Origin of the sequence: Streptomyces sp. NPDC091280, from assembly GCF_044768565.1 — a bacterium.
Lineage (GTDB): Bacteria > Actinomycetota > Actinomycetes > Streptomycetales > Streptomycetaceae > Streptomyces.
In genome coordinates, this window is record NZ_JBIVUZ010000013.1 from 85,799 (window position 1) to 100,547 (window position 14,749).

A 14,749-nucleotide genomic window follows, 5' to 3' on the forward strand; every position below is an offset into this window, starting at 1 on the left:
ACCCACACCGTTCCCGGCGAACTTTCCTGTCCGTCGCGTCCTCTCACAGGTAGACCACAGAGGATGCGACGGATGGGGAAGCAATGCGGAGTCTCACGCGACGGGGAGTGCTCGGAGCCGGTGCGGGTGCCGCGGCGGCCGTAGGACTCGCGGGCTGCGGCACACTCGGTTCGAAGGGATCCGACAGCCCCTCCGCCGGCTCGGGCAAGGGCCGTTCCGGCAGCCCCACCAAGTCCATGGAACCGCGGGCCAAGCCCATCGGTGACGGCTCCACGTCCTTCACCGGCACCCAGCCGAAGCAGCCCGCGAAGCCCGTGCCGCTGGAGGCCGGGCAGACCCCGCCGCAGTTCGTGATCTTCTCCTGGGACGGCGCGGGCGAGGTCGGCAACGGTCTGTTCCCCCGCTTCCTCGACCTCGCCAAGCAGCACGGCGCGAGCATGACCTTCTTCCTCTCCGGTCTCTATCTGCTGCCCGAGTCGAAGAAGCGCCAGTACAACCCGCCGAACAACCCGCGCGGCGCCTCCGACATCGGCTACCTCACCGACGAACACGTCAAGGCCACGCTCACCAACGTGCGGCGCGCCTGGCTTGAGGGCCACGAGATAGGCACCCACTTCAACGGCCACTTCTGCTCCGGCTACGGCACGGTCGCCAACTGGACGCCCCAGCAGTGGCGCAGCGAGATCGACCAGGCCAAGTCCTTCGTCAAGGAGTGGCGCACCAACACCGGCTGGCACGACCTGCCGTCCCTGCCCTTCGACTACGACAAGGAGCTCGTCGGCGGCCGTACGCCCTGTCTCCTGGGCCAGAACCAGCTGCTGCCCACCGCCCGTTCGCTCGGCTGGCGCTACGACGCCTCCTCGCCCGGCGGCCGGCAGGTCTGGCCGGAGAAGAAGAACGGCGTGTGGGACTACCCCCTCCAGGCCGTCCCGTTCCCCGGGCACACCTTCGAGGTCCTCTCGATGGACTACAACATGCTGGCCAACCAGTCGGTCAACTCCACCAACGCGCCCGCCTACAACTACCCGGGCTGGCGTACGCAGGCCGCGCAGGCCTACATCTCCGGCTTCCAGCGCGCGTACGAGACGAACCGCGCACCCTTCTTCATCGGCAACCACTTCGAGCACTGGAACGGCGGCATCTACATGGACGCCGTGGAGCAGGCCTTCAAGCACATCGCGGCGGAGAAGGAGAAGGGCGCCGATGTCCGCATGGTCTCCTTCAAGCAGTTCACCGACTGGATCGATGTGCAGAAGCCCGAGGTGCTGGCCAAGCTGCGCGGCCTCGACGTCGGCCAGGCACCGGCCGGCGGCTGGAAGTCCTACCTGGCGGCGAGCCCGACCGCTTCCTCCACGGCGACCGGCGGCGCTGCCTGAAACATCGTCTGAAATGCGGGTTTCCGCCCGTCGGACGCCCTTGAGGGGGGCGCGCAAGATCCCCAGAACGGGCATGCGAAACTTTTCACATGAGTGCCGCCAGCCGCGTTCGTACCCGCGCCCGTAGCCGCGCCGTCCTGTCGACCGCCGGTGTCGCGGTCGCCGCGTTGGTGCTTTCCGCGTGCAGCTCCGGAGGAACCTCCGGAGGCTCCGGCAACACCAACTTCATCACCGGCTCCGACGGCATCGCGACCGTCAAGAAGGGCGACCGCCAGGCCGCCCCCGACCTGTCCGGCAAGACCATCGACGGCAGGACGCTCGACACCGCCGACTACAAGGGCAAGGTCCTCGTCGTCAACGTGTGGGGCTCCTGGTGCTCCCCGTGCCGGGCCGAGGCGGACAACCTGGTCCAGGTCGCCAAGGCCACCGCGGACAAGGACGTCCAGTTCGTCGGCCTCAACACCCGCGACACCAGCACCGAACCGGCCGTGGCCTTCGAGAAGAAGTACGCCGTGCCCTACCCCAGCCTGTACGACCCGACGGGCAAGCTGATGCTCCGGTTCAAGAAGGGCACCCTCAACCCACAGGCGATCCCCTCCACGATCGTCATCGACCGGGACGGCAAGATCGCGGCGCGCGCCCTCCAGGCACTCAGCGAGGAGAAGCTGCGCGAGATGCTCGACCCGGTCATCGCGGAGAAGTGAGCTGACGTGCTGCTCGCCGCCGCCGCCCTGCCGGGCCAGAACGAGACGGTCTACAGCGGGGCCCTGCTGCTCGCCCTGCCGATCGCCGTGCTCGGCGGACTCGTCTCCTTCTTCTCCCCGTGCGTCCTGCCCCTGGTCCCCGGCTACCTCTCCTACGTCACCGGCGTCAGCGGCACCGACCTGGGCGACGCCCGGCGCGGCCGGATGGTCGCGGGCGCCTCCCTGTTCGTCCTCGGCTTCACCGTGGTGTTCGTGTCCGGCGGGGCCCTGTTCGGCTACTTCGGGCAGACGCTCCAGGAGAACAAGGACGTCCTGTCGAAGACGCTCGGGGTGCTCATGATCGTCATGGGCGTGTTCTTCATGGGGCTGATGCCCTGGCTGACCCAGCGTGAGTTCCGCTTCCACAAGCGGCCGACGACCGGCCTGATAGGAGCACCGCTGCTGGGCGCCCTGTTCGGCATCGGCTGGACCCCGTGCATCGGACCGACCCTCGCCTCCGTGCAGGCGCTGTCGATGAACCAGGCCAGTGCCGGTCGCGGCGCCGTACTGACCGTCGCGTACTGTCTCGGCCTGGGTGTCCCCTTCGTCCTCACCGCGGTCGCCTTCCGCAAGGCCCTCGGTGCCTTCGGCTGGGTCAAGCGCCACTACGTCTGGGTGATGCGCGTCGGCGGCACCATGATGATCGTGACCGGCGTGCTGCTGCTCACCGGCGCGTGGGACGCGCTGGTGCAGGACATGCAGAGCTGGTCCGACGGCTTCACTGTAGGGATCTGATCGATGAGCAAGACGTCCACGGAAGCGCCCGGGAACCCGGCGGGCGAGGAGCAGGACCTCGGCGCGGCCGGTTCGCAGCTCTCCACGGCCCCCGTCGAGACCGCGATGCCCGGTTCCTTCGGCGGCAACCGGAAGCCCGGCCTGACCGGCTGGCTCGCCTGGACCGGCCGTGAAGTGCTCGGCTGGGCGCGCTGGACGTGGCGGCAGCTGACCTCGATGCGGGTCGCGCTGATGCTGCTGTTCCTGCTGTCGCTGGGCGCGGTCCCCGGTTCGCTGATCCCGCAGACCGGCACCGACGCGCTGAAGGTGTCCGAGTTCCAGGCCGCGCACAAGACGCTGGGCCCGATCTACGAGAAGCTCGGCCTCTTCCACGTCTACGGCTCCGCCTGGTTCGGCGCGATCTACGTCCTGCTGTTCGTCTCCCTGATCGGCTGCATCGTCCCGCGCACCTGGCAGTTCGTCGGCCAGCTCCGCGGCCGTCCGCCGGGCGCCCCCAGACGTCTGGACCGCCTTCCCGCCTACGCGACCTGGCGTACCGCGGCCGAGCCGGAGCAGGTCCGCGAGGTCGCCCTCGCGGTGCTGAAGAAGCGCCGCTTCCGCGCCCACGTCGAGGGTGACGCCGTGGCCGCCGAGAAGGGCTATCTGCGCGAGACCGGCAACCTGCTCTTCCACCTCGCGCTGATCGTGATGCTGATCGCCTTCGCGTGGGGCCAGCTCTTCAAGTCCGAGGGCGACAAGCTGATCGTCGAGGGCGACGGCTTCTCCAACACCCTCACCCAGTACGACGACTTCAAGTCCGGCAACCTCTTCAGCGACGACGACCTCGTCCCGTTCAGCTTCAACCTGAAGAACTTCGTCGGCACCTACGAGCGCACCGGCCCCAACCGCGGCACCCCGCGCACCTTCCAGGCCGACATCACCTACAGCGTCGGCGCCTACGGCAAGGCCAAGAAGCACACCATCAAGGTCAACGAGCCGCTGGAGATCGGCGATTCGAAGGTCTATCTGGTCAGCCACGGCTACGCCCCCGTCGTCACCGTCCGGGACGGCAAGGGCAACGTGGTCTTCCACCAGGCCGTGCCGATGCTGCCGCTCGACTCGAACGTCACCTCGCAGGGCGCGATCAAGGTCCTCGACGGCTACAAGAACGCCCAGGGCGTCTCCGAACAGCTCGGCTTCGCGGCCGTGTTCGTGCCGACGTACGCCAAGAGCAGCGGGACGATGTTCTCCCAGTACCCGGGGCTGGACTACCCGGTGCTCAATGTCACCGGCTACCACGGCGACCTGGGCGTCAACTCGGGCATCCCGCAGAACGTGTACCAGCTGGTGACCAAGAACCTGAAGCAGTTCAAGGACTCCAAGGGCAACATCCTCAAGCAGCAGCTGCTGCCCGGCGAGACGATGACCCTGCCGAACGGCGCCGGGTCGATCACCTTCGACAAGCAGATCAAGGAGTGGGCGGGCTTCCAGGTCGTCCAGCAGCCCGGCACCGACTGGGCGCTGACCGGCGCGCTCACCGCGATCTTCGGTCTGGCCGCCTCCCTGTTCATCCAGCGCCGCCGGGTCTGGGTGCGCGCCACCACCGGCGACGACGGCAGCACCGTCGTCGAGATGGCCGGGCTCGGCCGCAGCGAGTCCGCGAAACTCCCCGAGGAACTCGGCGACCTGGCGGCACTCGTGCACGACCGGGCCCCGACGAAGACCGACGAAGACCTCCCCGTACCCGCCGAAGGGGCTGAGCAGCAGTGATGAATCTCGCCGCCGCCACCAACGAACATCTCGCCAATGTCAGCAACACGCTGATCTACTCCTCGATGGCCGTCTACACCCTGGCCTTCCTGGCGTACATCGCCGAATGGACCTTCGGCAGCCGCAGCAAGATCGGCCGTACGGCCGCCGCGCTGACCGGTGCCGCCGCGAAGAAGGCGGGCGCGCCCGCCGTGACCGTGCAGAGTGCGGGCGGCACCGCCGTCCTGGAGCGGCCGAAGGTCGTGGTCCGGGCCGCGTCCGGCGCCCGTGACGTGCCGGACGGTCCCGGCGCGCACGGCGGGGACGAGCAGGGCGACCTCTACGGCCGGATCGCCGTGTCCCTCACGGTGCTCGCGTTCCTCGTCGAGCTGAGCGGTGTCCTCGCCCGCGCGGCCTCGGTGGAGCGGGCGCCCTGGGGCAACATGTACGAGTTCAACATCACCTTCTCCACGGTCGCCGTCGGTGTGTACCTCACGCTGCTGCTGCTCCGGAAGAACGTGCGCTGGCTCGGCCTGTTCCTGGTCACCACGGTCCTCCTCGACCTCGGTATCGCGGTCACCGTCCTGTACACCGCGAGCGACCAGCTGGTGCCCGCCCTCCACTCGTACTGGCTGTACATCCACGTCTCGACCGCGATCATCTGCGGCGCGGTCTTCTACGTGGGCGCGGTCGGCACGCTGCTCTATCTCTTCAAGGACAGCTACGAGAACAAGCTGGCAGGCGGCGGCAAGCCGGGCGCCTTCGCCACCTCCGTGATGGAGCGGCTGCCCGCCTCCGCGAACCTCGACAAGTTCTCCTACCGCGTCAACGCGGCCGTCTTCCCGCTGTGGACGTTCACGATCATCGCGGGCGCCATCTGGGCCGAGTCCGCGTGGGGCCGCTACTGGGGCTGGGACCCGAAGGAGACCTGGGCGTTCATCACCTGGGTCGCCTACGCCTGCTACCTGCACGCCCGCGCCACGGCCGGCTGGAAGGGCCGCAAGGCCGCCTACCTGGCCCTGATCGCCTTCGGCTGCTGGCTGTTCAACTACTACGGCGTCAACATCTTCGTCGGCGGCAAGCACTCCTACGCCGGCGTCTGAGACGCTCCTCCCTTACGCCGCCTAGGCCGGAGGCAGGCACTCCTTCGACGGGGGCCTGCCCTCCGGCCAGGCGAGTTTCACGAAGCGCGCGGTGCCCTTCGGGGTGAGTTCCACGATCGGTACGGCCTTGTCGTACGGGTTGCCGTGGACGTCCAGGCAGATCCAGCCGCTCGCCCCGCTCACCCGCAACGAGCCCTTGACCTGCGGCCATTGGAGGCCGACGTCGGACAGCGGCGGGATCTTCCGCTGGGCGGGGGTGGCCTCGCGGACGCCGTGGACGGCGAGTTGCATCGCGTCGTAGGCGATGATCGACTGCCCGTCGTCGAGGGCGACCGGGCCGATCGGGCCCACCGGAGCGGCCTTGGCGGCGGCCAGCAGCCTGTCGAGTTCCGCCGAGTCCCGGGCCGAACCCCCGGTCGCCGGGGCGTTCTTGAGCCAGGCGTCGGGGTGGGCGAGCGCGGTGTAGCGCACGGAGACCCCGTGCTGGAGGGCGCTGGTGTCGAGGCGGCTGTCGCCGGTCAGGTACGAGCCCTCGTCGCCGCTGAGCACCGTGAACTTCCGTGACTGGCAGCCGCGGCGGCCCAACGCGTTGATGAACTGGCGCAGTTGGGTGTGCCGCCCGGCGAAGAACACGGTGTCCAGCTTCGCGTCCGTGTCGCACACGAGGTCGGTGATCTGCCGGAACGTGTTGGGCGTACTGCCCTCCTGGCTGCGGTCCGCGGGCGGGGTGAACGGCCAGGAGCCGTACGGCGATCCCTTCAGCAGTGCGGTGAAGGCCTGTTGCAGTGTCTTGGTGTACGGGTCGCCCGGCTTGTCGTAGACCAGCAGCGCCCGGTCGGCCGCCACCTTGGCGAACGAGGTCAGCGCACGCGCCTCGTCCGTGTTGGTGGGGGAGACCCGGGCCAGACCGGGGTAAGGGTCCTTGCCGTGCTGCCCGTTGGCGAGGTCGTCGGCGGTGATGGAGGAGCCGACCACCGGCACGCCGAGCCGGGTCAGCTTCGCCACGGCCTTCTTGTTGTTGTCGGTGCTGGTCCCTATCCCGGTGACCGCCCGCAACCGGTCCGACGAGGTCGTCATCGCCACGATCCGGTCCACCGCCCGCTCCCAATGGGAGCCCGTGGCACCGGGGTTGGCGAGCACCAGCCGGATGTACGGCGTCTCGCCGTTGTCGTCGTGGTTGGCCGCGTACTGCGCGAGATAGGCGCCCTGCAACTCGTGCTGGACATCGTTCAGCGTGTCGGTGTCGGTCGCGGTGAACGGCTCGTAGAGCGCGACCGAGACATAGGTGCCCGCCTTCAGCCTGGCGTTCTCGCGCGCCACCGCCCGGACCGTGTCGGCGAGCCGGCGCTGCCCGAAGTCGAAGCCGGACGTCGACACCCCCACGCACTCGTCGCTGCCCTCGGGCCGGGCCACCCCGGCCGCGCAGGAACGGTCCTCGCGCAGGGCCGTGCGGACCAGCACGACCAGTCCGGCGACCAGGACGGCCGCCAGCACCAGGGCCGTGTACCGGTACACCGGGATGGTCCGGATCTCCTCGAACAGCTCGCGCAGCCGTCGCCTCACCGCGGCCCCCCGCTTCCGTCGTCGCCGCCGTCCGTGTCCGCCGGGACCCGCAGCGGGCGGCCCGCCAGCGCGTGCTCCGGCCACTGCCGCGCCGCCCGCCACAGCAGTTCGCTGCCCGCCGGCCAGACCGTGGAGAGCTGCTCCAGGTCGAAGTGCATCCGGTCCGCGACCTCCGCGTCCGGCAGCACCAGCGGATCGGTCACCTGCCACACCGCGTGCAGCAGCCGCCGTACCGTCAGATGCAGGACCGGGTCCACGCCCTCCGGCGGCTGCTCCTGGGCGTCCGTGCGGGCCAGCGCGACGGCCTTGCGGTGGTCGCCGGCCGCGCCGATGTCCCGGCCGTGCGGATCGTGCGCGTGGTAGTAGGGCGCGGCCGTCACGAACAGCAGTGTCTCCAGCCACGCGCGCGGCGCGACGAGACGGAAGTTGTCCCGCAGGTACTCCACCGCGTCCGCCGTGTCGCCGAGGGCGAGTTCGTGGTGCAGCCGGTAGCGGGCCCGGCCCGGGGCGTCCGGGCTGCCGGGCAGCCCCTCGTAGTACGAGAGCAGCGAACGGTGCACGGCCCGCCACCGCCCGTGGTCCGCGTCGTCCAGATGCAGCCGCAGCAGGAGCAGCGTGCGCAGGAACGAATCGCCCACGAAGTAGCCCGCCGCCGGCGGCAGCCCCTCCGAAGTCAGCTGGGTACGCAGCCGGTTGACCCCGGACGCGCCGAAACTGTCCCGCAGCCGCCGCCCCTGGGCCAGCGCCCGCGCCGAGTCACCGTCGTGCGCGGTGGCCAGCACGGCCAGCTCCTCCGCGATCCCCGGAGCCACCAGCCGGTCCAGCAACTCCCGGTACACCGGCCGCGGATCACCCGCCGCGTCCCCCTCCGGCTTCAGCCCCGCCGTCAGCAACTCCCCGGGACTCACGGCCCCCACGGGCCGGGTCTGCCGTACCGCCTCGCCGAGCAGCGCCGCCCCCAGCGGACTGCCGGCCGTCAACCGGTGGATGGCGTACGGCAGTTGGGGCGGCACCTCGACCCGGGTCTGCTCCGTCGCGCACACGTCCGCGACGACCCGCCGGGTCTCCTCCGGAGTCAGCGGCGGCAGCGTCACCAGCAGGGCCCGCGAGGACGCCGAGGCCCCCGGCACCCAGCCGCTCGCCCGCGCCACCTCCGGCAGCGGATGACGTACCGCGTCCGGCAGATCGGGATGCCGGTCCCCGCGCAGCGCGGCGAAGAACGCCACCTGGTCGCCGACCCCGTCGGAACGCTCCTTCAGCACGGCCTTCATCAGGCCCGGCCCCGGCCCCGACTGCACGTTGTCGATCAGCACGACCGGCCGCCCGACCCGGCGCAGCCGCTCCCAGCGCCGCCGGTAGGTGTCGCCCAGATCGGCCAACAGGGCGCGCAGCAGCCAGCGTTCGGCGTCCGTACGGGAGGTGCCGTCGGCACGGAAGTCCCGGGCGATCTCGATCAGCCCGCGCTTGGGGTCGCCGCTCGCGCCCGGATAGTCGCGGTACCAGTCGGCACCCGCCTTCAGCAGCCCGTTCGGCGTCCACACCACGTCGAACAGGGTGTCGAGGGTGGCCTCGATGAAGGCCTGGCCGACCGGACCGGTACCGGACACATTGGCGATCAGCCGGGAGGCGACCTTGGCCGCCCACCCCTGCGCGATCACCGACCAGCGCCGGGCCGGATCGCTCAGCAGCAGGATGCGCCGGGCCTCCGCACGGGCGCTGTCCTCGTCCCGGGCGTCCCAGCCGGTCGCGCAGACCGCCAGCAGCCCGGCCTCCAGACGGGGGAAATCGATGGCGCCGGCGCCGTGCACCACCGGCTCCCGCAGCTGCTCCGCGACCGTGGTCAGCGCCTGCCACACCGGCGACCAGGTCGCCGCGGGCCGCCCGTCCGGCAGCCGTACGAGCCGGTCGGCCTCGCAGTCGATCAGGGCGACCGGCGTGTGCCCGCGGTAGGCGGCGCGCAGCTCCGCCAGCACCGTGCTCTTGCCGAGCCCGCGCGCGCCCGCGAGCACCACGAAGGGCGGCTCCGGGTGTTCGTACGGCGAGGTGAGCAGCTGGTAGGGGCGCAGCCCGGTCAGGCGCGAGGCGAGACCGGGCGGTTGTGCCTCGAACAGCGCCCCGCGGCCGTGCAGCCCTCTACTCACCGCGTCTCCCCCTGAGCGGTTGCCCTGCACACCCGAACCTGTCTATCAACACCAGGGTAAATAGGGGGAGTTGGTTCGGACTAGGTCGGGTGGTGTCCGTTGAGTTACGAAAATGTCGGAACGGCGGCCGGGTGGATGATCTATTCGACGGTGATCGAGTCCAGCTTCTCCCGCAGATACACATGCGAGTCGACAGCCTCGTACGCCACCCGCCCGACCGGCGCGGGCACCGACTCCACCAGCGTGCCCGGGGTGCACTCGCCGAAGTACACCAGCGACATCAGCTCCTCGGCGGGCGCGTCGGCGGGCGGCGGCAGCACGCGGTGGCGCCCCGACCGCCACCGGTCGCCGGTCCAACGGGCCATCAGATCACCGATGTTGATGGTGAACGCGGCCGGATCGAACGGCGCGTCCTCCCAGCCGCCCTCGTCGGTGAAGACCTGAAGGCCCCCCTTCCCGGCCTGCCGGTCGAGGATGGTGACCGTCCCGAAGTCGGTGTGCGGCCCGATCCGGAACTGCCCCGGCTCCGGCTCCCCGACGACCTCCGCTCCCGGGTACCAGTTGATGTTGAACCCGTACGTCGGATGGTCCATGTGCCGTGAGAAGAAGTCGGGTTCGAGCCCCAGCGCCTCCCCGAGCAGCGACAGCAGCTGCTTCTCCAGCTCGCCCATCCGGTCGAGGTACTCCTCGCACAGCTCCTGGAGTCCCGGGATCTCCGTCGGCCACACGTTGGGCGCGTACCACTCCGCGTTGACCACCGGGTCCTCGAACGGCCGGTGCGTGGCGAACGTCAGCGACTCCTTCAGATCCGGCGGGGTCTCGGTCCCCTCCGAGTACCCGTTGGCCTCGGCACCGGGCCCGAGCCACCCGCGCCCGCCGACCTTCGCGGAGTACGGCTCCTTGACCCCGACGGGCAGTGCGAAGAAGGCCCGCGCGGCCTCCCGGATCCGGGACCGCAGCACCGGATCGACCCCGTGCCCGGTGACGAGCAGGAACCCGGCGGTCTGGAGCGCGTCGTCGACGGTACGCGCGATGTCCTTGCGGGCCTCCTCGTCACCGGTGAGCCATGGGCGCAGGTCGATCGTGGGAATGCGGGGCTCAGTCACCGATGTCCTCGTTCCAGAGTGCCGGGTGGTCCTTGATGAAGTCGCGCATCAGGCCGGTGCACTCGGCGTCGTCGAGCAGGATGATCTCCACGCCGTGCTCGGCCAGCCAGTCGTGTCCGCCGTGGAAGGTCGTGGCCTCGCCGACCACGACCCGTGAGATGCCGAACTGGCGCACCAGGCCGGAGCAGTACCAGCAGGGGGAGAGGGTCGTCACCATCGTCGTGCCCCGGTACGACCGCTGCCGTCCCGCCGCCCGGAAGGCGGCGGTCTCCGCGTGCATGGAGGGGTCGTCGTCCTGGACGCGCCGGTTGTGGCCGCGCCCCAGCAGGGTGCCGTCGGCGCCGTAGAGCGCGGCGCCGATCGGGATGCCGCCCTCGCCGAGTCCGGCGCGGGCCTCCTCGACGGCGGTGGCGAGCCAGCCGCTTGCTTGTGCCTGATCCAAAGGCTTCATGTGTTCACTCTCCAGTGGCCGAAACACGAGGGCAACGTGCGGAAAGTACTCTCCCCGGAACCCGTACCCGGACGAACTGTCCGCGCCTCTGGAGGTTCCCGTGCCCGCACTCACCCTCCGCGAGGTCCTGTCCCTCGACCCGGTCCGGGCCAGCGAGCCCGAACTCCTCGCCGGGGAGAGCGCCCTGGACCGTCCCGTGCGCTGGGTCCACTCCAGCGAGGTCTACGAGGGCGCGAACTTCCTCGACGGCGGTGAACTCCTCCTCACCAACGGCTTCGGCCTCACCGACACGGACGCCGAGATCCGCCGCCGCTACGTCCGCGAGCTGGCGGCCCGGGGCGCGTCCGGTCTGGCCGTGGAGGTCGGCCGTTCGCTGCCGACGATGCCGCCGGAGGTCACCGACGAGGCCCGCCGCCTGGGCCTTCCGCTGCTGGCCCTGCACCGGGTCGTCCCCTTCGTGCGGATCACCGAGGCCGCCAACCGGGCGATCGTGGCCCGCGGCCTGTCCGGCCGTTCCGTCGTACGGCCCTGGGGCGACGACCACACCGCCGCCCTGCTGGCCGACCTCGCCGACCGGGCCGCCCTCAACCAGCCGGAGGTCGAGGCGCGGTCCGCCCTCGCCGGCTTCCACCCCGGACCGGGCGCCCGGCTGATCGGGGTCTCGGTGCACGGCGCGCGCGAGGTGGCCTCCGTCGACCGGGCGGTGCGGCTGCTGGGCGGCGCGAGTGTTCTGCGGGCCGCGTTCCCCGGGGACGTCCTGGCCCTGCTCGCCCTGCCCGCCGCCGTCTCCGGCGACCCGGTCCGCGCCGTGCAGGAGGCCTTCCGTACGGCCGCCGACCCGGGCCTGACGGTCGCGGTCGGGCACGCGGTCGAGGCGGGCGGCGGCTGGCTGCGCTGGAGCGACACCCTGCGGGCGGCCCGTACGACGCTGGAGCTGGCGCTGACCGTCCCGGCGGCCGAACCCGCCCTGCCGGAGGGCCCGTTGGTGACCTCGGCTCGGGCCCTGGCACTGGAGCGCGAGCTGACGCGTGGCGGCGTCGACGCGAACCGGGACCGGCTGGCCCGGCTGGTGCAGCACACGCTGGGCCCGCTGCTGGCCTGGGAGGCGGCCCATCCCAGCGACCTGGTGCGGACGTTGGAGGTCCATCTGCGCCACGGCTGCTCGCCCACCCGCACCGCGTCCCTCCTGCACATCGGCCGCCAGTCGCTCTACCAACGCCTCGAACGCATCGAGTCGTTGCTCGGCCTGGAGATCGACGACCCCGATCTGCTGGGGGAGTTGCTGGCCGCGGTGTGCGCGCACCGGGTGGTGCGGGGGATGGGGGCGGTGCGGTCCCGGGGCCTGCGGACGGTGGCCTAGGAGTCGCCTACGTCGGGTCCGCGGCGACCGAGCGCCAGATCCGCTCCGGCAGCAGCCGGGCCGCCTCCTCCAGGTCGACGTCGTCGACGCCGGACAGCCAGCGCCGGGCCACGCCGATCACCGGGCCGAGGACTAGTACCTCGATCAACGCCGGGGGCAGCGGGGCGAGTTCACCGGCGTCCACATATCCCTGCACCCACTGCGCGAGCGGCGAGAGCCGGGCCTCCTGCGCGTCCCGCAGCCCCTTGCCGTCGGCCATGCCCCGGCGGTCCGCGTCGGCGGAGTGCAGCAGCAGGGCGGCGTCGTGGTGCTCCCGCACGAAGCCCAGGTAGGCGGTGACGACGGCCTGGATGCCGGTCCGGGCCGAGCGCGTGCCCACAAGGGCGGCGGCCGTGGTCTCCAGCAGCCGGCCGAGCCAGCGCGTGATCAGCACGTTCAACAGGCCGTCGATGCTGCCGAAGTGGTGGTAGAGACTGCCCAGGCTCACCCCGCTCGCCTTGGTGACGGCGCCGACGGTCAGCCCCTGGTCGCCGGACTCCACGTACACGCGCAAGGCGACGTCCAGCAGTTGCTCGTAGGTGGCCTCACCCCGCTGCTGTTTGCGTCTCACGGCTCCATAGTGTCACCCCCGACTCCGTGAATTTCTAGAACTGTTTTCTAGAAGATAGTTTCGATAGTGCCGTTCGTCGTCCAGAATGCCCGTATGCCAGAAGCCTTGCGCGCGGACGCCCGGATCGGCCCGTACGACCTGCTGCGCCGCCTGGGCGGGGGTGGCATGGGCGATGTGTATCTGGCCAGGTCGCGGGGCGGGCGGCTGGTCGCGGTGAAGGTCGTACGGCCGCATCTCGCCCAGGACCCCGGCTTCCGGCGCCGCTTCCGTGCCGAGGTCGAGGCGGCCCGCAAGGTCGGCGGCTTCTACACCGCACCCGTGGTGGACGCCGACCCCGAGGCCGGGACGCCCTGGCTGGCCACGGCCTACATACCCGGGCCCTCGCTCCAGGAGGCGGTGGCCGCGTTCGGCCCGCTGCCGGTGGGGAACGTGACCGCGCTCGGCGCCGGGCTCGCCGAGGGGCTGGCCGCCATCCACGCCTGCGGACTCGTGCACCGGGACCTCAAACCGGGCAACGTGATCCTGGCCGAGGACGGCCCCCGGATCATCGACTTCGGCATCGCCCGCGCCCTCGACGCGTCGCCCCGGCTGACCACCCACGGAGTGATCGGCACCCCTGCCTTCATGTCCCCGGAACAGGTGCGGGACGGCCAAGTCGGCCCCAGATCGGATGTGTTCAGCCTCGCGAGCCTGCTCGCCCACGCGGTCACCGGGCGGACCCCGTTCGGCGACGGCACGACCTTCGCCGTACTGCACCGCGTCGTCTACGAGGACCCCGACCTGACCGGCGTGCCCCCGGCGCTCGCCGCGCTGCTCCTGCCCTGCCTGGAGAAGGACCCGGCGCACCGGCCGACCGCGCCGGAACTCCTGGACCGCTTCGCGGCGGCCACGCAGGCCTACGACCCGGCCGCGCGCCGGAATCCCGACGAGGTCGCCACGATGATCGTGCGGCGGGGCGCGCTGATGGCGACCCTGCTCATGCCGCAGGAGGGTACGGACGCGTCGGACACGGTGGTGCGCAAGGCGCTGCTGGGGGACCTCGCGGACGCGATGGGCGCGCTGTTCCTGCGGAGGGCGGACGCGGACGGGGTCGTACCGGTGCGACTGCCGCCGCTGGCAGGGGAGTTGGCCGGGGCGGGACGGGTGACGCTGACGCGCTGGCACCGGCGGCCGGGGGACACGGTCGGCAAGGGCGAGGCCCTGTGCTCGGTGACCGACGGACGGACGCGCGCCTCGGTCGTCGCGCCGGTGGACGGTCAACTCCGGCAGGTGGGGCCGGAGTTGGGCAGGACGGTGGTGGTCGGGGATGTCCTCGGCCTGATCCAGCCGACGCCGACACCGACGCCGATACCGGTGTCGACGCCGGCGTCGGGGAAGTCGTCCGGCCTCGGTCTGCTGAAGTTCCTCGGGGGCGTGCTGGCCGTCGCCTTCATCTTCTACAACCATGTCGACTCGCGGGACATCTTCGGTGCCAAGGCCGGTGACTGCATCCGTGTCGAGGACGGAGGCAAGGGTTCTGGATATGTCCAGTCGTGCCAGTTCCCCGTGCCGTGGGACCAGGACTACAAGGTCGTCTCGGTCAACTCGACGACATGCCTGAGCGCTTCCGACAGGGTTCTCGTCTACGCGAGCACCAAGCCGAGGAAGTCGATCTCGATCTGTGCGCGACGGATCAGCGTGTGGGACTGAAGGGGGGAGGGGGCTCGTTTCTAGAGTGAATTTCTAGAGTAGGTTTCGAGAACCTGCTTCCGGTCCGACAACGCGCCGATTCACACTGGGCTGTGGCCGGGTCCCGCGTCCGTCCGTTCCGGGGGATACGGACGGCTGCGGACC

The 14,749-nt window shown here is 70.9% G+C and carries 12 protein-coding genes; 7 read left to right on the forward strand and 5 right to left on the reverse strand.

The window, feature by feature from the left end; genetic code table 11:
- Positions 1-83: 83 nt before the first annotated feature.
- The 5 genes from ACIQPR_RS34940 to ccsB all read left to right on the forward strand — a co-directional run bounded on the left by ACIQPR_RS34940 (position 84) and on the right by ccsB (position 5,685).
- Positions 84-1,376: a hypothetical protein gene (locus ACIQPR_RS34940; RefSeq protein WP_403656673.1), complete on the forward strand. Its 1,293-nt coding sequence runs from the start codon at positions 84-86 to the stop codon at positions 1,374-1,376.
- A gap of 89 nt (positions 1,377-1,465) precedes the next feature.
- Positions 1,466-2,080, forward strand: a complete 615-nt coding sequence (locus tag ACIQPR_RS34945; RefSeq protein ID WP_403656675.1) for a TlpA family protein disulfide reductase — start codon at positions 1,466-1,468, stop codon at positions 2,078-2,080.
- A 6-nt stretch (positions 2,081-2,086) separates the two neighbouring features.
- Entirely contained in the window at positions 2,087-2,854 is a 768-nt protein-coding gene (locus ACIQPR_RS34950; protein WP_403656677.1) for a cytochrome c biogenesis CcdA family protein, read from the forward strand.
- Positions 2,855-2,857: 3 nt separating this feature from the next.
- The gene (locus ACIQPR_RS34955; protein WP_403656680.1) at positions 2,858-4,603 is read left to right on the forward strand and encodes a cytochrome c biogenesis protein ResB; all 1,746 of its coding nucleotides are present in this window, start codon (positions 2,858-2,860) and stop codon (positions 4,601-4,603) included.
- On the forward strand, positions 4,603-5,685 hold the full coding sequence (gene ccsB, locus ACIQPR_RS34960; protein ID WP_403656683.1) for a c-type cytochrome biogenesis protein CcsB: 1,083 nt from the start codon (positions 4,603-4,605) through the stop codon (positions 5,683-5,685). The genes ACIQPR_RS34955 and ccsB overlap by 1 nt, the downstream gene beginning before the upstream one ends.
- Positions 5,686-5,706: 21 nt before the next feature.
- Here ccsB and ACIQPR_RS34965 read toward each other — a convergent pair whose 3' ends face one another.
- The 4 genes from ACIQPR_RS34965 to ACIQPR_RS34980 all read right to left on the reverse strand — a co-directional run bounded on the left by ACIQPR_RS34965 (position 5,707) and on the right by ACIQPR_RS34980 (position 10,946).
- Positions 5,707-7,248, reverse strand: a complete 1,542-nt coding sequence (locus ACIQPR_RS34965; RefSeq protein WP_403656686.1) for a hypothetical protein — start codon at positions 7,246-7,248, stop codon at positions 5,707-5,709.
- Positions 7,245-9,389, reverse strand: a complete 2,145-nt coding sequence (locus ACIQPR_RS34970) for a hypothetical protein (RefSeq protein WP_403656688.1) — start codon at positions 9,387-9,389, stop codon at positions 7,245-7,247. The genes ACIQPR_RS34965 and ACIQPR_RS34970 overlap by 4 nt, the downstream gene beginning before the upstream one ends.
- A 140-nt stretch (positions 9,390-9,529) precedes the next feature.
- Entirely contained in the window at positions 9,530-10,495 is a 966-nt protein-coding gene (locus ACIQPR_RS34975; RefSeq protein WP_403656691.1) for an isopenicillin N synthase family dioxygenase, read from the reverse strand.
- A complete protein-coding gene (locus ACIQPR_RS34980) occupies positions 10,488-10,946 on the reverse strand; it encodes a nucleoside deaminase (protein WP_403656694.1) in 459 nt (152 codons plus the stop codon). The genes ACIQPR_RS34975 and ACIQPR_RS34980 overlap by 8 nt, the downstream gene beginning before the upstream one ends.
- A gap of 100 nt (positions 10,947-11,046) precedes the next feature.
- On the opposite strand from ACIQPR_RS34980, the gene ACIQPR_RS34985 reads away from it, so the two are divergent.
- Entirely contained in the window at positions 11,047-12,306 is a 1,260-nt protein-coding gene (locus ACIQPR_RS34985; protein WP_403656697.1) for a PucR family transcriptional regulator, read from the forward strand.
- Positions 12,307-12,313: 7 nt separating this feature from the next.
- On the opposite strand, the gene ACIQPR_RS34990 is transcribed toward ACIQPR_RS34985, so the two are convergent.
- Positions 12,314-12,916 (reverse strand): TetR/AcrR family transcriptional regulator, encoded by a 603-nt coding sequence (locus ACIQPR_RS34990; RefSeq protein WP_403656700.1) that lies wholly within the window; start codon positions 12,914-12,916, stop codon positions 12,314-12,316.
- A 93-nt stretch (positions 12,917-13,009) separates the two neighbouring features.
- On the opposite strand from ACIQPR_RS34990, the gene ACIQPR_RS34995 reads away from it, so the two are divergent.
- Positions 13,010-14,605, forward strand: a complete 1,596-nt coding sequence (locus ACIQPR_RS34995) for a protein kinase (protein WP_403656703.1) — start codon at positions 13,010-13,012, stop codon at positions 14,603-14,605.
- Positions 14,606-14,749 lie beyond the last annotated feature (144 nt).

Bases quoted from the DNA above. Each gene is read 5' to 3' on its own strand.
- ACIQPR_RS34940 (WP_403656673.1), top strand. From the start codon at position 84: ATGCGGAGTCTCACGCGACGGGGAGTGCTCGGAGCCGGTGCGGGTGCC.
- ACIQPR_RS34945 (WP_403656675.1), top strand. From the start codon at position 1,466: ATGAGTGCCGCCAGCCGCGTTCGTACCCGCGCCCGTAGCCGCGCCGTC.
- ACIQPR_RS34955 (WP_403656680.1), top strand. From the start codon at position 2,858: ATGAGCAAGACGTCCACGGAAGCGCCCGGGAACCCGGCGGGCGAGGAG.
- ccsB (WP_403656683.1), top strand. From the start codon at position 4,603: ATGAATCTCGCCGCCGCCACCAACGAACATCTCGCCAATGTCAGCAAC.
- ACIQPR_RS34980 (WP_403656694.1), bottom strand. From the start codon at position 10,946: ATGAAGCCTTTGGATCAGGCACAAGCAAGCGGCTGGCTCGCCACCGCC.
- ACIQPR_RS34995 (WP_403656703.1), top strand. From the start codon at position 13,010: ATGCCAGAAGCCTTGCGCGCGGACGCCCGGATCGGCCCGTACGACCTG.